This window comes from uncultured Roseobacter sp. (genome assembly GCF_947495275.1).
In the GTDB taxonomy this organism is placed as follows: domain Bacteria; phylum Pseudomonadota; class Alphaproteobacteria; order Rhodobacterales; family Rhodobacteraceae; genus Roseobacter.
Window position 1 is genome coordinate 595777 of sequence record NZ_CANLYL010000001.1, and the last position, 19872, is coordinate 615648.

The window sequence follows — 19872 nt, forward strand, 5'->3', positions numbered from 1 at the left end:
CACCCTCCATGGCCACGTCACGTGACCTTGAGCCCGCCGGACAGGAAACTGCCCGGCGGCTTTACGTTTATAACGGTGGATTTCTCACCCAAACGCGCATTCGACGCATTTTGCACCTGAGCGGTTTTGACGTGAAGATCGGTGCCCCTGGGCCCGATGACATGGTGGGCGTCTGGGGCAACAGTCCAACATCGCACCGCGGTGAAGCCGTGGCCGAACGCAAAGGGAGTAATTTGGTGCGGGTCGAGGACGCCTGGGTGCGCTCCCTGCATCCCGGACGCATCGGGGAGCCGCCACTGGGCTTGTTGATAGACGAAACCGGCGTCCACTATGACCCGACGATCCCCTCCGATCTTGAGACGTTGCTCGCCACGCACCCCTTGGACGATACGGCGCTGCTCAATCAGGCGCGCGGGGCGATTGAACGCATGAAAGAGGCGCATCTGACCAAGTTCAGCGCGGTTGATCCTGCCCTGCCCGCGCGGCCGCCGGGCTACGTTCTGGTGCTGGACCAAACCCATGGTGATGCCTCGGTGGTGGCGTCCGGTGCGGATCGGAACCGCTTTCTCGAAATGCTCTTTGTCGCGCAGGAAGAGCATCCCGGCGCGCCCATCATCATCAAGACCCATCCAGAGACCGTCGCGGGGTTTCGCAAAGGTTATTTCGAGGCCCAGGATGCATCGGATAGGGTCACCTTCACGACTGAACCCATCAGCCCGTGGACGTTGTTCGACGGCGCTATCGGCGTCTATACGGTGTCGTCCCAACTTGGGTTCGAAGCCATTTTTGCCGGTCACAAGCCGCGTCTATTCGGCCAGCCCTTCTATGCCGGTTGGGGGTTGTCAACGGATGAATTCCCGGTGCAACGCCGTCAACGCAAGCTGACGCGCGCGCAATTGTTTGCCGCCGCGATGATGATCTATCCCAAGTGGTATTGCCCCTACGATGACAAGTTGTGCGATTTTCAGACCGCTCTTGAGAGTATGGCGGCACTGGCGCGCGCATGGCGTGAAGATCACAAGGGGTGGGTCGCCTCTGGCATGAGCCTCTGGAAAAGGCCTCACCTGCAACGCTTTTATGGCCACCACAAACAAGTGATCTTCGAAGATGAGCCCGCGCGTGCACGCGCTGCGGATCGCCCCTGGATGGTTTGGGCCAGCAAGGCAACCATCGGGCAATCGGATGCTGTGCGTGTCGAGGACGGGTTTCTCAGATCCCGCGGGCTGGGTGCAGAACTAGTCCCACCACTGTCATTGGTCTCTGATGATCTGGGCATTTATTATGACCCCACCAAACCCAGCCGCCTCGAAACGATGATTGCGGAACGCGAAAAATTGCGACCGGATCAGGAGTTGCGCGTACAAAATCTGATCCGGACGCTGATTTCCAAGCGGATCAACAAGTACAATCTGGGTGGCGACCAGATCGTTCTGCCGGAAGGACATCGCATTCTGGTGGTGGGTCAGGTTGAAGATGACGCCTCTGTAAAGCTGGGAGCTGGCACCGTGCGCCGCAACCTTGATCTGCTCAAGGCGGCACGGCAGGCAAACCCCGAAGCAGTGCTGATCTACAAACCCCACCCCGATGTCGAAGCCGGTCTGAGGGACGGCGCCTGTGACGCATCGGCGCTGGCCGATTGTGTTGCCCACAAGGCTGATGCGATTGACCTTCTGGAGCAGGTTCAGGAAGTCTGGACGATGACATCCCTTTTGGGGTTTGAAGCACTGATCCGGGGGCTGCCGGTCACCACATGGGGTGCCCCCTTCTACACGGGGTGGGGGCTGACGCGGGATCGTGACGACGTGCCGCCGCGCAGGCGGGCAACCCCGTCATTGGCAGGCCTCGCGCATGCAACGTTAATCGATTACCCGCGATATCTGGATCCGGTGACAGGAATGCCCTGCCCTGTTGAAATTGCGATCAAACGTCTGGCGGAAGAGGGAGCGCCCGGCCACCCGGCTGGCAATCGACTGCTCTCCAAACTACAGGGCCTCTTTGCGAGCGCCCGGTGGTTTTGGCAGCGTTAAGAAACGTGGCGGCGGTCGCGCCGCCAGATATGCAGTGCATCTGCACCAATGCGGCGTGTCTCGACCAGCGAAAATCTCGGCGCGTTTCTCAGGCGGCTGACCCCCAACGCGCCGATGGATGGTAAGCCTTCGGCACCAATGGTCAGACCCGCAGTAAACCCTACCAGTTCATCAATCAGATCGGCCTCGATCAGACTGGCGGTAAGGGCGCTGCCGCCTTCGCAAAAAATGCGCGTCAGACCGCGGCCCGCGAGTTGCCGCATCACATCGCGCGGGTCCAGTTGTGCACCGGAGGCTGAACAGGCCAACACCTCTGCGCCGAGATCGCGCCATGTCTGCAAGAGCGTCGGATCAGCGTCTCGGCCATGGCAAAGGATCACCGGCACCTCCTTGGCGGTGCGCGCCAGCGTGCTCATCAGCGGCAAATCCAGTCGCCTGCTGACGACGATCCGCACTGGCTGATGCTTCATGCCCAAACCGCGAACCGTCAGACTTGGGTCATCCTTGCGCGCCGTCCCGCCGCCTACCATCACAGCGTCATGCCGCGATCTTTGAGCATGGACAAAGCGACGTGCCTCCGGACCGGTGATCCACTGACTTTCGCCTGTTGCAGTGGCAATCCTGCCGTCAAAACTACTGGCGAGCTTTAGCGTCACAAAGGGACGATCTTCCTCGATACGGGCAAAAAAACCCGCGTTTGCGGCGAGCGCCCGTTCCTCCGCTGCATCAAAGATCACGTCGATACCGGCGTCGCGCAACGTCTGGGAGCCTTTTCCGCTGACGCGCGGGTCTGTATCACGCGCACCGACGAAAACCCGCGCCACGCCCGCGTCGATCAGAGCCTGTGCGCAGGGAGGTGTTTCACCATGATGTGCACAGGGCTCCAGTGTGACGTAGACATCTGCGCCTTGTGCGAATGTGCCAGCCTGCGCCAGAGCTTCGGTCTCAGCATGTGGGCGACCGCCAGGTTGGGTCCAGCCGCGACCGACAATGCGCTGGCCTTTCACGATCACGCAGCCAACGGCCGGGTTGGGCCACGTCCTGCCCAGCCCGCGCCGCCCCAGGGACAGCGCAAGCGCCATAAAGCGGCCAGGTTCACTCACTCTTCTGAAGGAACGTCTGGCCGCAATTCACTGACAAACTTGTCGAAGTCGTCGGCGGCCTGGAAGTTCTTGTAAACACTGGCAAAACGCACATAAGCGACCGTGTCGATCCGCGCCAGAGCCTCCATCACGATCTCACCAATCTGTTTGGAGCCAATGTCAGTCTCCCCCATGCTCTCCAAACGGCGCACAATGCCGGAGATCATCTGATCAATGCGTTCCGGATCGATCGGGCGTTTCTGCATCGAAATCCGAATGGACCGCTCCAGTTTATCACGGTCAAAATCTTCGCGCTTGCCATTGGATTTGATCACAACCAGGTCGCGCAACTGAACGCGCTCATAGGTGGTGAAGCGCCCGCCGCAAGCCGGACAAAACCTGCGCCGCCGGATCGATACGTGATCTTCGGCGGGTCGGCTGTCTTTAACCTGAGTGTCAATGTTTCCGCAAAACGGGCAGCGCATGGGCCGTCCCCCTTTAGTTGTGTCTCTGCCTCTTTTGTGGGATCGCCGCCCCACTTATCCACACTTATAGGGGAGAGGCTAGGTTTTGGGTAGAGGGGAAATGTACACCCACATCTGGTAGGTGCATTCCAGCCTCAAGGGTTGCCAAGAAACGACACGGCCACGGCACGCTGGTGCGGTCGCGCGCGGTGTTCAAAAAGGTAGACACCTTGCCAGGTTCCCAACAGCGCCCGCCCGTTCCGGACAGGTATGGAAAGGCTGACCGGCATCATCGCCGCCTTGATATGCGCCGGCATATTGTCAGGACCCTCATAGGTGTGGCGCAGGTAGGCCATTTTCGGATCATCCGATGATGGCACCAACCTATCAAAGAAAGCTCGCAGATCGCTTTGTACATCGGCATCGGCGTTTTCCTGAATGAGCAGAGACGCAGATGTGTGGCGGATAAACAATGTCACGAGGCCATCGCCGCAACCTTCGAGACGGTCCAGCAGACGATCCGTAAACTCATAAAGCCCCGGACCCGAGGTCGTGATCTGTATCTCAGTATTCATCTTTTCGGACCCGGCCCCAGTTCATCATTGGCATTGCTGCTGATCAGAAACGGTCAAACAGCTCTTCGATGAACGCCTCGCAGAAAAGATAGGCGTGACCAACGGGAAGATTCTCACCCACCCGTTTAACTGATACCGAATATGACGTGGGCGTGTTGCGCAACGCGTCATCCGGGTTGAGCGTGTAGACCACCCCCATACGTCCTTGAACGGTTTTGGAAGGTCCGCGCGGCTCCAATATGTACATCCGCTTGCGGGCCCCATCGAGACCCGCTGCCTTGGTGTAATCTGCTGCTGCGCACCAGATGCCCCGCGCACCCACGCCTCGGTCCTCGATCACTTCGAAAGTATCGGCGCTTAAAGGATAGACGAAAAGCCGGTTTACCGCCCGAAAAGGCTGTGCTGCGAGGCTTGGCAGAGCCACAGCTAAACTGAGCAAAAGCGGAACATGGACCTTCATAAGATGACATCCCCTACCGTCGGCATTCCGCCGACCATAGAACAAGGTACAGATTTTCCAAACTCACAAAGTATCTTTGCACAAACAGGCTGGTACAGAGGGGCCCGTGCGCATGAAAAATTCCCAGCAGGCAATGCCGCCTGCCGGGCGTTTCTTCACTGATCCAGGAATGACCGCAATTTGCGCGACCGGCTGGGGTGCTTGAGCTTGCGCAATGCCTTAGCTTCAATCTGGCGAATACGTTCGCGGGTCACGCTGAACTGCTGACCGACTTCTTCCAAAGTGTGGTCGGTGTTCATGCCGATGCCGAAACGCATGCGCAGCACGCGTTCTTCACGCGGCGTGAGCGAGGCCAGCACGCGGGTCGTGGTTTCCTTGAGGTTTTCCTGAATGGCGCTGTCCAAGGGCAGCACAGCATTCTTATCCTCGATGAAATCGCCCAACTGGCTGTCTTCTTCGTCGCCGATCGGCGTTTCCAGAGAGATCGGCTCCTTGGCGATCTTCATCACCTTGCGCACCTTCTCCAGCGGCATCTGCAGCTTTTCAGCCAGCTCCTCGGGCGTTGGTTCGCGGCCAATCTCATGCAGCATCTGGCGCCCCGTACGCACCAGCTTGTTGATCGTCTCGATCATGTGCACCGGGATACGGATGGTGCGCGCCTGATCCGCGATCGAACGCGTGATCGCCTGACGAATCCACCAGGTCGCATAGGTCGAGAACTTATAGCCACGCCGGTATTCAAATTTGTCCACCGCCTTCATCAGGCCGATGTTACCTTCCTGAATGAGATCAAGGAACTGCAACCCGCGGTTGGTGTATTTTTTCGCAATGGAAATCACCAGACGCAGGTTTGCCTCGACCATTTCCTTCTTGGCCTGGCGCGCCTCTTTCTCACCTTTTTGAACCTGCTGAACAATGCGGCGGAATTCGGAGATATCAAGACCCACATATTGACCGACCTGCGCCATATCGGTCCGCAGTTCTTCAACCTTTTCCGTGGAGCGTTCGATGAACATCTGCCATCCACGGCCCGACTTCTCGGCCATACGTTCCAGCCAATTAGGATCAAGCTCATAACCACGATATTCATCGACAAATTCACGACGGTTGATGCGGGCCTGATCAGCAAGCTTCACCATGGCGGAATCAATCTGCATGATGCGACGGTTGATGCCATATAGCTGGTCGATCAGCGCCTCGATACGATTGTTGTGCAGATGAAGTTCGTTCACCAGCAGCACAATCTCTGCGCGCAGTTTCTGGTAGAGATCTTCATCTGACTGCGTGAAGGTCCCATCTTCGTTCAGCGTCGCCGAAATCCGGCTGTCCTGCATTTCCGAGAGTTTGACATAGTCATCTGCGATGATGTCCAGCGCTTCCAGAACCTGAGGCTTCAGCGCCGCCTCCATGGCGGCAAGGCTCATGTTGGCCTGATCATCTTCGTCATCGTCGTCGTCATTAGCGATGGGGTTCCCGTCGGCATCCAGTTCCGGGCCGGTGTCTTCCTTCTTGACCGTGCTGCCATCAGCGGCAACAACCGGCTCATCGACCGCGCCATCCTCGTCCATCTGGTTGCCGAAGGTGGCTTCGAGGTCAATGACATCGCGCAACAAAATATCTTCGGAGAGCAATTCGTCGCGCCAGATGGTGATCGCCTGAAACGTCAGCGGGCTTTCACAAAGCCCCGCAATCATCGTGTTGCGACCGGCCTCGATGCGCTTGGCGATCGCAATCTCGCCTTCACGGCTGAGCAGTTCGACAGAGCCCATTTCGCGCAGGTACATGCGGACCGGATCATCCGTGCGGTCCAGTTTTTCAGCTGTCCCCGACCCCAAGGTGACTTCGCGGGTGCCTTCGGTGGTCGTCAGTTCAGTGGAGCCTTTTGCCTCTTCCTCTTCGGCATCTTCATCTTCAATGATGTTGATCCCCATCTCAGAGAGCATGGACATCACATCTTCGATCTGTTCGGAGCTGACCTGATCCGGCGGCAGCACAGTGTTCAGCTGATCGTAAGTGATGTAGCCCTTTTCGCGCGCCTCACCGATCATCTTCTTGACGGCGGCCTGGCTCATATCAAGCGAATGGCCCGATTCCTGATCGTCTGATTTTGCGTCTTCGTTGGTGTCTTTCGCGGCCATGCGGTGCTCCTCAGAGGTCTCAGTGATTCGCTCGCCCGAATCACTTGGGAATCATCTAGCGTTTTTGGGTGATTCGGCCACCCATTTACCTTCTTTTTCTGCGGGTTTCCCGTTCAAATTTGGTTAACCGTCCGGTTTGTGGTGCTTATTTGCATCCCCACGCTCCCTTTCACAACTGATTCGGCCCGACATGAACCGCAGCGTCATCTCTTGCGCGGTTTTTCAATTTTTATCTGCCCCAACAGATCATCCAGTCGCCGTCTTTCATCGCGACTCAACACAGCGCCATTGTCGGCAACATCATATTCAGCCCGGTCTTCCTGACCACTGCGCCGCGCCATATCCGCCGCCTTGGCGGCTTCGGACAAGCGCCAGGTCAGGCCTTCATCCGCCACGCCACCCAAATCTTCAACGGCCTCGGCAATTTCCGCGTCCAAACCTTGGGCACTCTGTAATTTGGCAAGCTCTTCAGCCACCGTCATCCGCGTCTTGTCCAGATCTCCCGGCGTGCGGATACAGGGTACGATGGCGACATGGCGCTGCGACAGCAGGTTTTCAAGAGCCCCTTCCCCCAGTGACTGGGAAATTTGTTCCCGCAGGCCGTCCGCACTCATTCCCATGTTGCACAGCAACACATGTCGCAATTCCCTGTGAAACGGGTCATTGCAGCGCATCTGTTCGATGCCCCCCTCAAACTCCTCGATCACCTCCGGGCAACTTGCCAGAACGGCGAGGATCACCGCTTCACGCAGATGATCCGTGCTGGCCGGATCTTCCGCAGCCGCCAACAGGGATGATTTCGTTGTGGCCCGCGCGGCGGCGGGCGGTTTTTGCCAGCCTCCGCGTCCCTTTGCGGTACTCCTCGGCCCGGGTTGCGGACGGAAAAGCTGCCAGCGCAGGTCCTTGATCTCCTGCCCGTAATGGCTGCGAATGGACGGGTCCTTAATCGTCATGATCTTGCTGCGCAGGGCCTTGTCCAGGGCCGCCTTGCGTTCCGGGCTGTCAAACACACGACCCTCGGTTTCGCGCTGCCAGAGCAACCGAACCATCGGCATGGCGTCATCAAGCAGCTTTTGCAAAGCGGGTGCGCCCTGCTCGCGCAGCAGATCGTCGGGATCCTTGCCCGCCGGCATGATGGCAAACCGCAGCGATTGGCCCGCCTCCAACAACGGCAGCGCCAGATCAATCAGACGCATGGCCGCGCGCAGACCCGCCGTGTCGCCATCCAGCGCAATGATCGGTTCGGGGGTAATCCGCCAGAGCATCTGCAACTGGTTTTCAGTGATTGCGGTGCCCAGAGGGGCCACACTGGCCTCGAACCCGGCGGAGGCAAGCGCTATCACATCCATGTAGCCTTCTGCCACGATCAGTGACTGACCTTTACCCGCCGCCGTGCGTGCCGGGCCCTGATTGTAAAGGCTGCGCCCCTTGTCGAAGAGTTCGGTTTCCGGCGAATTCAGATATTTGGCGTTGTCATTGGGATCCATGGCGCGCCCGCCAAAAGCGATGGCGCGTCCGCGCGCGTCCCGGATTGGATAGATGATCCGTCCCCGGAAGGTATCATAGGGCTTACCGCCCTTGCTCGACGGTTTCGCAAGGCCCGCATCCAGTATCAGCTGATCCTCGACTTTCTTGGCTTTCAGGTGGTCCCAAAGCCCTTGCCATTGATCCGGCGCATAGCCGATTTCCCAGCGTTCAAGGGCAGCACCCTCCAGCCCGCGACGCTCCAGATAGGCCCGCGCTTCGGCGGCGGCACCGGTATTCAGTTGCAGCCGGAAGAACTTGACCGCCTGCTCCATGATCTCGACAAGCTGGCTGCGTTTGTCGGCTTTCTGCTGGGCTTGGGGGTCGCGTTCCGGCATCGGCATCCCGGCCTCGCGCGCAAGAATTTCGACGGCCTCCATGAAGCCCACATTCTCGGTTTCACGCACAAATGAGATGGCGTCGCCCTTGGCGTGACACCCGAAGCAATAATAAAAACCCTTGCGATCATCCACGTGGAAACTGGCCGATTTTTCCTGATGGAATGGGCATGGTGCCCACATATCGCCCTTGCCCTGATTGGATTTGCGCGCGTCCCAGATGACCTTGCGCCCAACCACCTGAGACAGGCTGGAACGGGTGCGCAACTCATCAAGAAATCCGGGTGGAAGGCTCATGATCTATATATCGGCGCGCACCCGATGAGAGTCCAGACGCCGCAGTGAAATTCAATCTACAGATCGCCGGGGCATGCCACCCAAGCAAGGCGCAACGCGCAGCTATGTGCTGCGGATCAATTGCCCTGCAAAGAGGATAGATCCGCCCCCATGCACTGCTCGAAGGTCGCGCTGCGCCAATCGGTGTTGCGCAATTCCTTGCGCTTCAACCCGTACATATGGGGCGCAAGCACCGGGATCATGCCGTTGTAATTGGCAGGCCAGGTCGCGTTTTCCGCAAGCGCCTGAGGCAGTTTGCGCTCGCTCACACGGTCAAGGCGGGCCTGGGCAATGGCGGCGACAATATCTGCCTGATGACCGCAGAGCACTTCCTTGTCGTCCTGTGCAAGAACCGGGGAGGCAGTAAGCAAAAATACAAAGGCCGACACGTAACGCAACATTTTTCATTCTCCGATCAGGTAACCCTTGCAACACTTTAGCGGCGGGCGGCAGTGGCTTCCATAGCTTGTTTGATGTCTTGCACCAAAGTGATCGCCATCGACCGGAAGACCATGATCAGAAAGCTGTCGCTGCCCACCCGGGTGATCGAGCCGTTCATGTGCCTGATTTGCGTCCTGACCGTATGACCGCGTTTGAATTCGGCTGCGCGCAAGTCAACGGGCACAAGACGCGCCAGGATATCTTCGGCAGGGGGTCCGTCGAGGGTTACACAGGCCCAGGCATCGGATTGATCGGTAAGCGCTGCGGTTCTGGCCAGATCGGCATTCGGTGGCGGTCCGACCAGCAATGCCATATCCTTGCCGAACCAGATGGCCCGCTCGAACGCCTTTCCGGTAGCACGGTTCACAGCGGGCAGCGCCATCCCATGGGCGGCACGCAGCGCTTGTGATGTCGCCGTTGTCTGACCCTGAAATGGTGCGATGGAGGTCAAGTGGCCGACCTCCGCGTCGCTCAGCGTCGCCGCGCCTTCGGATAGCGGCAACAGATCACCGAAAGCGCTTTTTGCAATCAGATCACCCACGTGTTCGGCCTCCCTCAGGATCAAAAAAGACCGGATCGCAAATCTCGACCTCTGTTTCGAGATCGCGCAGATGGTCCACGACACGCATGACCTCACCAAAGCGCTCCGGGCCTCTTTTGACGAAGCCCAGTCCGACGAAATGGCCCAGCGTTGGCGAAAACGCCACCGAAGTGACATAGCCCTGATCGTTGACCCGTATCGCAGAGGCATCCTTTTCGAACACATGCGCCCCTGCCGTCAGTTCCTTGACCGCGCCCACCGGTTTCATGCCAACAAGCCGTTCGCGACCGGGATTGACCAGCCCGTCGCGGGCCGCCATCGTCTGACCGATGCAATCCTTCTTGGTGCTGATCATCCGGGCAAAACCGATATCGAAGGCTGTGGTGCGCCCGTGGATTTCGGCATGGGTAATATGGCCCTTTTCGATCCGCAGCACATTCAGCGCTTCCATCCCATAGGCCCCGCCGCTCAGGCTTTCGGCCCGTTTGACCAGCAATTCAAACAAGCTCTCCCCGTATCGGGCGGGAACGGCAATCTCATAGGCATGTTCACCCGAAAACGAAATGCGGAAAAGCCGACCCGCCACACCCGCGACCGTTACATCGCCACAGGCCATGAAGGGCCAGGTGTCATTGTCGATGGGAGTGTCGAGGATTTCATTCAGCAATTCGCGGGACCGTGGCCCGGCAACAGCGAATTGCGCCCATTGCTCGGTAACGGACATGAAACGCACATCGAGATCAGGCCGCAACACCTGATGCACGAACTCCAGATGCCGCATCACATTGCCTGCGGCGGCGGTTGTTGTGGTCATGACAAAGTGCTGATCCGCCAGACGTGCCGTGGTGCCATCATCCATCACATGACCGTCTTCGCGCAGCATCAGCCCATATCGGACACGTCCCGTTTTCAGCGTGGAAAAGGTGTTGGTGTAGACGAAATCGAGAAAAGCCCCGGCGTCCGGGCCCTGAATGTCGATTTTTCCCAGCGTGGAGACATCGCAGACGCCGACGGTCTCGCGCACATAGGCCACTTCCCTGTCGCAGGACTGGCGCCATGTGGTTTCGCCGGCCTTTGGAAAATAGCTCGGACGATACCACAAACCCGCCTCGATCATGGGGGCTCCCATCGCGACACTGACCTGATGGGAGGTGGTGAAACGTTGCGGTGCAAACCCGTCTCCCTGACCCCCTGCGCCCATCGCGGCGATAGCAACCGGTGCGTAGGGAGGGCGGAACGTCGTGGTGCCCGTTTCCGGAATGCCGCGCCCGGTTGCGTCGGCCAGCACCGCCAGGGCCGCGACGTTGGAATTCTTGCCCTGATCCGTTGCCATGCCTTGGGTGGTGTAGCGTTTCATGTGCTCCACCGAGCGGAAGTTTTCGGTTGCTGCCTGTTTGATGTCCTTGACCGTCACGTCGTTCTGGAAATCCAGCCAGGCGCGGCCCTTGCCGGGCACGGCCCAGAGCGGCGTGATGCCAAAACCGCCATCGGTATCACTGCCTACGGGCAGATCGACACGGGGGGCTTTCCGTTTCAGCTCTTTCAGGACCGTCCTGGCAGCATCGTACCCCGCTGCAAAACACTCTGATGTCCCAAAGGTGCCGTTGCAGGCCCCGGCGGCCTTGAGGCCGGGAATGCTATCTGGCGTCGGCACAAAACTGGCAATGTCTTCGCGCCAGGTGGGCCTGCCATTCATGTGACAAGTCAGGTGGACGGTCGGGTTCCAACCGCCCGACATGGCCAGACAATCGGCGTCGATCCTGAAGGCGCCTCTTGGCCCTTGAACCGTGACCCCTTGGAGCCCGCGTCGACCCGCACTGCCCGTCACCACGGCCCCGGCATAAACCGGGAAGTCCGCACCCGGGATCTGCGCATCCGGTCTGCTGTCGATGAGGCCCGCAACTTCCACGCCCGCTTCGACCAGATCCAGGGCCGTGCGATGCGCATCATCATTGTTGCCAAAAACGGCCACAGATTGCCCGGGGCTCACGCCATATCGGTTGAGATAGGTGCGCACGGCTCCGGCAGTCATGATCCCGGGGCGGTCATTGTTTGCAAAGGCGACAGGTCGTTCCAGCGCACCCGCTGCAAGGATCGCGTGCTTGGCAACGATCCGCCAGAACGTCTCCAATGGCGCGCCACGACCCGGCGGTGCACGATGCCCGGTCACTCTTTCCAAAGCTGCATATGTGCCTTGGTCATAGGCGCCGGTCACGGTTGTGCGGGTCATCAGGCGCACATTTTCCAGACCCCGCAATTCGGCCACGGCGGCTGCGGCCCAATCGCTGCCATTCTCGCCGTCGATGACATAGGTTTCTGCGTTCAGGCGTCCCCCCAAAAGCGCATCTTCGTCTGCAAGGATCACATCGGCCCCCGCGCGCCCGGCAACGAGCGCCGCCATAAGCCCGGTTGGCCCGCCCCCGATGATCAACAGATCACAGAACGCATATGCCTTTTCGTAGGTGTCCTCATTGCTCCGCCCGCTAAGCCCCCCAAGGCCCGCGGCGCGCCGAATGATCGGCTCATAGAGCTTCTCCCAAAACGCGGGCGGCCACATGAACGTCTTGTAATAGAACCCTGCCCCCAAAAACGGCCAGGCCAGATCGTTGATGGCCATGACATCCCAGTGCAGGGAGGGCCAGGCGTTCTGGGACCGGACCTCAAGCCCGTCGAAAATCTCCTGCATCGTTGCCCGCACGTTAGGCTCTTGCGCCGAGCCACGGCCAATCGTCACCAGGGCGCTGGGTTCCTCGCTGCCCGCTGTCAGTACGCCGCGTGGCCGGTGATATTTAAAGGATCGCCCCATCAAACGTTGACCATTCGCCAGCAGCGCAGATGCAACCGTATCACCCGAATACCCGCCGTAACCGATGGTGTCGAACTCGAAGCGCACAGGTTTCAAGCGGTCAATCAGGCCTTTGCCATCAACCCTCATCTGGCCGCCCTCGCTTCGGTTTCGGCAAGCGTTACCGAGAGCACCTCATGGGTTACGGTGTTGCGGGTGACGACAACCCAGGCACCACACCCCCCCTCGTGGTGCCACAAATCACGCGTCTGCCCGGCGGGGTTATCACGCAGATGAACATAGTCGTCCCAGGCATCAGCGCCTGCGTCGGGCGCCGGACGTGTCATCGCCACGGCATCGCCCTGATAATAGAATTCACGACGATCGCGCGCGCCGCACAAAGGACAGGTCAGCCGCATCGCGCCCCCCCCTTTCGCCAGTTTTTAAAAGCAGTTCCGCAGTTGGTTTTCATCCCCTGTTACCCCTCAGTGCAGATTGTGCTGAGAGCCGGTACCCTCTTCATCAATAATGCCGTGCCCGGTTCGGAAACGGTCCAGTTGAAAACCTGTTGCTGTCTCATGATGTTGATCGGTGGCCATCAGATGCGCCAGCGCAAACCCAGAGGCCGGGACCGCCTTGAAACCGCCGTAGCACCAACCACAATCCAGATACAAACCCGCCGTATCGGTCTTGTCGATGATCGGAGAGCCATCCGGCGTCATATCCATGATGCCGCCCCAGCCGCGCAGCACTTTGGCCTTGCCGATCATCGGCATCAGGGTCATCCCCGCTTCCATCACATGTTCGGCCATCGGCAGGTTGCCGCGCTGCGCATAGGAGGCGTAGAAATCCAGATCGCCACCGAATACCAGCCCGCCCTTGTCGGATTGGCTGATGTAGAAATGGCCCATGCCGAAACTGACCACATGATCAATGCAGGGCTTCAATCCTTCGGACACAAAGGCCTGCAACACATGGCTTTCGATCGGCAGACGCATCCCCGCCATCGCTGCCACCTGCCCTGACCGGCCAGCGGTTACAATTGCAACCTTCCGGGCCTTGATGGCCCCGCGCGTCGTCTGCACGCCTCTGACCGCGCCGTTTTCGATATCGATCCCTGTCACTTCGCAGTTCTGCAACAGGTGAACACCGCGCTGATCGGCCCCGCGGGCATATCCCCAGGCCACAGCATCATGGCGCGCAGACCCGCCACGTGGATGCAAGAGGCCGCCATAGATTGGAAAACGCGTGTTGTCGAAATCAAGATAGGGCAGATATTTCCTGACGCCATCACGATCGAGCAGGACCGCATCATCCCCCTGATTGATCATCGCGTTACCGCGGCGCACGAAAGCATCGCGCTGACCATCGGAATGAAAAAGGTTGATGATGCCACGCTGCGAGAACATCACGTTGTAGTTGAGTTCCTGCTCCAGCCCCTCCCAGAGCTTCATCGAATGGCTGTAGAATTCCGAATTTCCCGGCAGAAAGTAGTTCGCACGCACAATCGTGGTGTTCCTGCCGATATTGCCACTGCCGATGTAGCCTTTTTCCAGCACGGCGATATTGGTTAGCCCGTGTTTCTCAGCCAGATAATAGGCCGTTGAAAGCCCATGGCCGCCGCCGCCAACAATCAGCGCATCATATTCTGCTTTTGGTGTCGGATCGCGCCAGTGCGGGGTCCAGCCCTTGTTGCCTGTCAGCCCTTCCCTGAGAACCCGTAGGCCTGAGAATTTCACCGCAGATTCTCCCTGTTGTTCGGACAAAACCTAACAACACTGCCCCTGCACCGCTACAATTGAATACGACCAAAAGTGTCGCTCCGGGACCGCACTCTTCGCGCAGGCCTCACTCCTTGTAGGCAGCCTCGCGGTCCGCCAGCGAAATAACCTGCGGCGCAACAACCGGTTGGCCCGCCTTGTCAAAGAACGGGTTCTGCCGCGCCGTGCCAGCCAGGTAAGCTGCCAATGATCGTTTGATCAGACCGCCCAACATGCGCGCCAACCCTTTGTCTTTTCGAGGCGCGCCATTTTCTGGCAGCGCGTGTTTGGTAAAACCGTGGGTCACAACCGGCCCGAAGGCAGCCCAATCGTCAAAGTTCGGCCGCCACATGCCCGCGAGCGGGATTTTCGAGCTGTGCACAGTATTGGCCAGTGGCGTGTTGCAGCACGCCGCATACCACCGGTTCAGCCCTTTCGGTGAAAGCCGCAAACAGGCAATCTGATCAGCGCCTTGAGAGATTTCAACGCGCGCGGGCAAAACCTGAACCAGCGGGCTGCCCCCTCCCGGTTCCAACGCGGCCAACTGCCCCATGTGGCGGGCAAAAGCCCGGCAGTCTTTGCAATAGCAAATTAGATGGCATGCTCCAGCGGGCGTGACGTCATGCACCACACCTTTGAGGGTGCCGCAATCGCAGGAAAAGGTGACATTCTCAGTCACGGCATGCCTCCAATTCTGAGTCTCGAAGATCGCCGGGCCATCAAGCCCCGGCGATCAGCATTGTACTTTGGTGTCGAACCGTCGCGTCAGAGACCTTTGGCGCGATAACTTGCCGCCACCTTGTCGATTGCGACGAGATAAGCAGCCGTCCGCAGGTCATCCACGTCATCGCGCGAATGCCAGACGTTGGCCATCGACTGATAAGCGATACGCATGGTGTCATCGAGACCGGAACGCACCAGTTCCAGTTCCCCGGCACCGCGCAGGTATTTCTCCTTGAAATCCGGGCTCAGCTCCCAATTCAGTCCCTTGTCGCGCGACAGCCGTTCCAATTCACTGACAATCAACTGGTGCCGCGATTCCTCCTGACGCCGGCCCATGCGACCGAACCGGATGTGGCTGAGGTTCTTGACCCACTCAAAGTAGCTGACGGTCACACCGCCTGCGTTTGCGTACATGTCCGGGATCATGACCACCCCTTTTTCGCGCAGCACCTGATCCGCGCCCGCCGTGACCGGGCCATTCGCAGCCTCGATGATCAAGGGCGCTTTAATCTGATCGGCGTTGCCAAGGTTGATCACACCTTCCAGCGCGGCCGGGATCAGAATGTCGCAATCCTCTTCCAGAACCTTCGCACCATCCTTGACGTGATGCATGTCGGAGTAGCCGGAAATGCCCCCGTGTTTGGCGATCCAGTCGCGTACCCGGTCGACATCAAGACCATCGGGATTAAAGAGCGCCCCGTCACGCTCGATGATGCCGGTAATGACGCTGCCATCCTCTTCGGCAAGGAACTTCGCCGCGTGGTAGCCCACGTTACCAAGGCCCTGCACAATCACGCGCTTGCCTTCGAGATCTCCTGTCACGCCCGCCTTTTTCATGCCTTCCGCATCGCGGAAGAACGCCCGAAGCGCATATTGCACGCCACGCCCGGTGGCCTCGACCCGTCCGGCGATCCCGCCTGCGTTCAAGGGTTTGCCGGTCACGCAGGCGTTGCCGTTGATATCCGTTGTCTGCATGCGTTTGTACTGATCGGCGATCCAGGCCATTTCACGTTCGCCCGTCCCCATGTCCGGGGCCGGCACGTTCTGGCTGGGATTGATCAGGTCGCGTTTGATCAGCTCGTAGGCAAACCGTCGGGTGATCTGCTCCAGCTCATGCTCGTCGTATTCTCTCGGATCGACGCAAAGCCCGCCCTTTGATCCACCGAATGGTGCCTCAACCAGAGCACATTTATACGTCATCAACGCGGCCAGTGCTTCCACCTCGTCCTGATTAACGCCTAGCGAGAAACGGATGCCACCCTTGACCGGTTCCATATGTTCCGAGTGTACGGAACGGTAGCCGGTAAACGTCTGTATCTTGCCACGCAGCCGAACCCCGAACCGCACCGTGTAAGTTGCATTGCAGACCCGTATCTTTTCCTCCAGTCCCGGCGAAAGATCCATCAGGCTCACGGCCCGGTTGAACATCTGATCAACGCTTTCTCTGAAGCTCGGTTCGCTAGTGTGCTGGTTCAATGTCTTTCTCCTGTTGGCGGATCATTGTTGTTCATACGACGACAATGCCACCCTATGACGGTGAGTCGTTCTTTGCCAGTTTTTTGGGCGACTACGGAAAAACCCGATATCGCCGGGAATCGGGTTTTTCGTCGCTGATATTGAAACAGTCGACAACCAAGGGCCCCATCGTTTCTCAAAACGCCCTTAAACTGCTGAAATTAACATAAAAATTTATCTTTTTCTGGCGCGTCGGCGCGTTTCCGCCCGCTTTCTGCCACAAAACCCAAGCATACAAGAAAGTCAGTTTTCCATGCCGCAAGGCAGATTTAACGCAACGAGTTGGTAGTAACATGACACGCATTTCGCCGGAGAAACCCGAAGCTGAAGACAAGCGTCCCGCACCGTTTGAGCGTTTTGTGCGCGAAGAAGACGGGGTGATCACGATCTTCACCATCTTCATGCTGTTTATGGTTTTGATGGTCTGCGGCATCGCCGTCGACCTGATGCGCAACGAAATGGAACGTATCAAGGTTCAGAACACACTTGATCGTGCGATCCTGGCGGCGGCTGACCTGCAGCAGACACTCGATCCCAATGTCGTCGTGACCGACTATTTCGAAAAGGCGGGCATCGCTGAATACCTGGGCGACATCACTGTCACGCCGGGGGACAACCTGCCCACAAACTACTTCCGCACTGTCGAGGCCTCTGCCCGGGCCCGCACACCCTCGCCCTACATGGCGATGACGGGCGTGAACGACCTCCCTCTGTTCGTCGCCGGGACTGCCGAAGAGGTGGTGAGCAATCTGGAAATTTCACTGGTTCTGGATGTGTCGGGGTCAATGGGCCGCAACAGCCGTCTTGTGAATCTCAAGGTCGCAGCTAAGGACTTTGTCGACCAGATCGCCAACAACAGCCAGGATGGCCGCATGGCGATCTCGATCGTCCCCTACGCCACCCAGGTGTCGATACCGGACGCGATGGCGGACAGGCTGACGTTGGAAGGGACCAACCCACACTCGAACTGCCTGAACTTTGCCGCAAGTGATTTCCTGACACCGGCCATGCGCGTTCCGTCAGCTGCGGCGGGCGCGCCACCCGTGGTTGCTTACGAGCGCACGATGCACTTTGACCCATGGACGTATCGCAGTTCGCTGGATGACGGGGACGGGCGCCTGTCAACACCGCATGAGCTGGTCAAATCGCCTGTCTGCGAAGCGGACGCAAACCGCGAAATTCTGCCACTTCAAAAAGACCGTGACGTCCTGAAAAACTACATCGAGGCGCTGGATGCCGCAGGCAACACCTCAATCGACGTTGGCATGAAATGGGGTCTTGCCATGCTCGATTCCAGCATGAGCCCGATGGTCGAAGGCCTTATTTCGGACGGCACCGTTTCCGCACAATTCTCGGGACGTCCCGCCGATTACAATTCGGATGAAAACCTCAAGGTGATCGTTTTGATGACAGACGGCGAAAACACTGCCCAGTACTACATCGAAGACGGCTACCGCGAAGGTCAGACCGTATTGTGGTGGAATGCGGATGCAAGCGTCTATTCCGTTTACGACGACATCACCGAGGAGTTCTACTACTCCCGTGCCGTGGACACAGATGGCGACGCAGATGTCGATGGGGATGACGAACGCTGGGGTGTCTCACCTTACGGCTGCCTGAACCCGACCAACTCATCCGATTCCAGCGACTGGGATTGCTCGGCTGGCACCCCGGCGGGTGGCGCCTATAACATCAGTTTCCCCGATCTCTGGGCCCATACGCCAATCCTGGAAAACTTCTACACCAACTTCTACCCGTGGATGAACTACAGCACCGCTGCAAACCGTTGGTACTATAACGCCTTCGACAATGTCAGTTCGGGCACCAAAAACACCCGCACCGAAAACATCTGCGATGAAGCCAAGGACGAAGGCGTGATCGTCTTCACCATCGGCTTTGAGGCCCCTGAAAACGGGCAAGCAGTGTTGAGAAACTGCGCAAGCTCCGTCAGCCACTACTTTGATGTTGATGGTCTGGAAATCGCCGATGCCTTCAATGCGATTGCGCATGAGATCACACAACTGAGGCTGACACATTGAGACACCATATTTCAAAACTCCTGCGCCGGTTTCGCCGTGACGAGGAGGGTCAGATCGCAATCGAATTCGTGATCATCGTCCCGCTGATCTTCACGGTTTTCCTAACCTCCATCGAAACCGGCATCTATTCGATGCGCCAGATGTGGCTTGAACGCGGGCTGGATATCGCGGTGCGTACCGTACGGTTGAGCACGGGCGAAGCGCCACAGCATGGTGAGCTGAAAACCATGGTATGCGAACAGGCCCCCTTTCTGCCCAATTGCGAGGCGCGCCTGCAGCTGGAAATGACACCGATCTCACCCACCGCTTTTGCGGGCCTGCCGGCACAGGCCGACTGCGTCGACACCAACGAAGAAGTGAACCCGCCCCGTACCTTTGTTCAGGGTGGCAATCATGACCTGATGATCATTCGCGCCTGTCTGGTTTTCAATCCGGTCGTGCCAACTTCCGGACTGGGGTTTGAGTGGGATCAGGCCGAAGGTCTCCCCCGGATGACTGCCATGTCCGCTTTCGTACAGGAGCCGAATGAATGATCGATTTCTATAAACGATGTCGTGCCCGCGTCGCACAGTTCACCGGCAATGAAAGCGGTGCTGTGACGATGGAATTCCTGATCATCTGCCCCTTCCTGTTTTGGGGGTACATGGCAATGCTGACCTACTACGATGCCTTTCGGCAAAACACGGTGAACCAGAAAGCCGCCTTTACAATTGCAGACCTGATTTCGCGGCAGGCGACGGTCAACGGTGCCTTCCTTGACGGGGCCCACACGGTTTTCGATACGCTGGTGCGCTCTAACACCCCGACGGCTTTGCGGGTCACCAGCGTGACCTATAATGACGATGATCCCGAAGATGAGACACTGGGTACTTATTCCGTGCTCTGGTCCGAACCTCGCGGTGATTTCGGAGAACTCACAACAGACGACGTCGAAAACTGGCATGATGTGCTGCCGGTGATGTATGATGGCGCGACAGTTGTGGTTGTCGAAACCTGGGCCGGTTTTCGGCCCGCGTTCAAGATCGGCATGAGCGAACGGACCTTGCACAATTTCACTTTCACACGTCCGCGCTATTCACCGCAGGTATGTTTTGAGGACAGTTGCGACTGAAGATTGTCCAATA

Annotated in this window: 17 protein-coding genes; 4 read left to right on the forward strand and 13 right to left on the reverse strand. The window is 58.4% G+C overall.

Annotated elements, in window-relative coordinates; all coding sequences use genetic code 11:
• Positions 1-8 precede the first annotated feature (8 nt).
• Positions 9-2027: a capsular polysaccharide biosynthesis protein gene (locus Q0802_RS02915; protein ID WP_298913269.1), complete on the forward strand. Its 2019-nt coding sequence runs from the start codon at positions 9-11 to the stop codon at positions 2025-2027.
• Here Q0802_RS02915 and ribD read toward each other — a convergent pair.
• From ribD to Q0802_RS02980, 13 genes are all read right to left on the reverse strand, one after another.
• Positions 2024-3109 (reverse strand): bifunctional diaminohydroxyphosphoribosylaminopyrimidine deaminase/5-amino-6-(5-phosphoribosylamino)uracil reductase RibD, encoded by a 1086-nt coding sequence (gene ribD, locus Q0802_RS02920; RefSeq protein WP_298913581.1) that lies wholly within the window; start codon positions 3107-3109, stop codon positions 2024-2026. The genes Q0802_RS02915 and ribD overlap by 4 nt on opposite strands.
• A 17-nt stretch (positions 3110-3126) precedes the next feature.
• Entirely contained in the window at positions 3127-3594 is a 468-nt protein-coding gene (gene nrdR / locus Q0802_RS02925) for a transcriptional regulator NrdR (protein WP_298913271.1), read from the reverse strand.
• Between the two features lie 134 nt (positions 3595-3728).
• Positions 3729-4148 (reverse strand): secondary thiamine-phosphate synthase enzyme YjbQ, encoded by a 420-nt coding sequence (locus Q0802_RS02930; RefSeq protein WP_298913273.1) that lies wholly within the window; start codon positions 4146-4148, stop codon positions 3729-3731.
• A 43-nt stretch (positions 4149-4191) separates the two neighbouring features.
• A complete protein-coding gene (locus Q0802_RS02935; protein ID WP_298913275.1) occupies positions 4192-4608 on the reverse strand; it encodes a hypothetical protein in 417 nt (138 codons plus the stop codon).
• A gap of 155 nt (positions 4609-4763) precedes the next feature.
• Positions 4764-6746 carry an RNA polymerase sigma factor RpoD gene (rpoD, locus tag Q0802_RS02940; RefSeq protein ID WP_298913277.1) on the reverse strand — a complete coding sequence of 661 codons (1983 nt, stop codon included), beginning with the start codon at positions 6744-6746 and terminating at the stop codon, positions 4764-4766.
• 203 nt (positions 6747-6949) lie between these two features.
• The gene (dnaG, locus tag Q0802_RS02945) at positions 6950-8905 is read right to left on the reverse strand and encodes a DNA primase (RefSeq protein WP_298913279.1); all 1956 of its coding nucleotides are present in this window, start codon (positions 8903-8905) and stop codon (positions 6950-6952) included.
• Between the two features lie 116 nt (positions 8906-9021).
• The gene (locus tag Q0802_RS02950; RefSeq protein ID WP_298913281.1) at positions 9022-9345 is read right to left on the reverse strand and encodes a hypothetical protein; all 324 of its coding nucleotides are present in this window, start codon (positions 9343-9345) and stop codon (positions 9022-9024) included.
• Between the two features lie 35 nt (positions 9346-9380).
• The gene (locus Q0802_RS02955) at positions 9381-9926 is read right to left on the reverse strand and encodes a sarcosine oxidase subunit gamma (protein WP_298913283.1); all 546 of its coding nucleotides are present in this window, start codon (positions 9924-9926) and stop codon (positions 9381-9383) included.
• Positions 9919-12861, reverse strand: coding sequence for a sarcosine oxidase subunit alpha family protein (locus Q0802_RS02960; protein WP_298913285.1), 2943 nt, complete (start codon positions 12859-12861; stop codon positions 9919-9921). Before Q0802_RS02960 ends, Q0802_RS02955 begins: the two co-directional genes overlap by 8 nt.
• Complete coding sequence (locus Q0802_RS02965; RefSeq protein WP_298913287.1) at positions 12858-13130, reverse strand: sarcosine oxidase subunit delta; 273 nt, start codon at positions 13128-13130, stop codon at positions 12858-12860. The genes Q0802_RS02960 and Q0802_RS02965 overlap by 4 nt, the downstream gene beginning before the upstream one ends.
• Positions 13131-13196: 66 nt before the next feature.
• On the reverse strand, positions 13197-14450 hold the full coding sequence (locus Q0802_RS02970; protein ID WP_298913289.1) for a sarcosine oxidase subunit beta family protein: 1254 nt from the start codon (positions 14448-14450) through the stop codon (positions 13197-13199).
• 109 nt (positions 14451-14559) lie between these two features.
• The gene (locus Q0802_RS02975; RefSeq protein WP_298913291.1) at positions 14560-15150 is read right to left on the reverse strand and encodes a DUF6151 family protein; all 591 of its coding nucleotides are present in this window, start codon (positions 15148-15150) and stop codon (positions 14560-14562) included.
• 86 nt (positions 15151-15236) lie between these two features.
• A complete protein-coding gene (locus tag Q0802_RS02980; protein ID WP_298913584.1) occupies positions 15237-16622 on the reverse strand; it encodes a Glu/Leu/Phe/Val dehydrogenase in 1386 nt (461 codons plus the stop codon).
• Positions 16623-17002: 380 nt separating this feature from the next.
• On the opposite strand from Q0802_RS02980, the gene Q0802_RS02985 reads away from it, so the two are divergent.
• From Q0802_RS02985 to Q0802_RS02995, 3 genes are read left to right on the forward strand one after another with little or no spacing between them, the layout of a single operon-like run.
• On the forward strand, positions 17003-18748 hold the full coding sequence (locus Q0802_RS02985) for a TadE/TadG family type IV pilus assembly protein (RefSeq protein ID WP_298913293.1): 1746 nt from the start codon (positions 17003-17005) through the stop codon (positions 18746-18748).
• Positions 18745-19281, forward strand: coding sequence for a TadE/TadG family type IV pilus assembly protein (locus tag Q0802_RS02990; RefSeq protein WP_298913294.1), 537 nt, complete (start codon positions 18745-18747; stop codon positions 19279-19281). Before Q0802_RS02985 ends, Q0802_RS02990 begins: the two co-directional genes overlap by 4 nt.
• Positions 19278-19859, forward strand: coding sequence for a hypothetical protein (locus Q0802_RS02995; RefSeq protein ID WP_298913296.1), 582 nt, complete (start codon positions 19278-19280; stop codon positions 19857-19859). The genes Q0802_RS02990 and Q0802_RS02995 overlap by 4 nt, the downstream gene beginning before the upstream one ends.
• Positions 19860-19872: the final 13 nt, after the last annotated feature.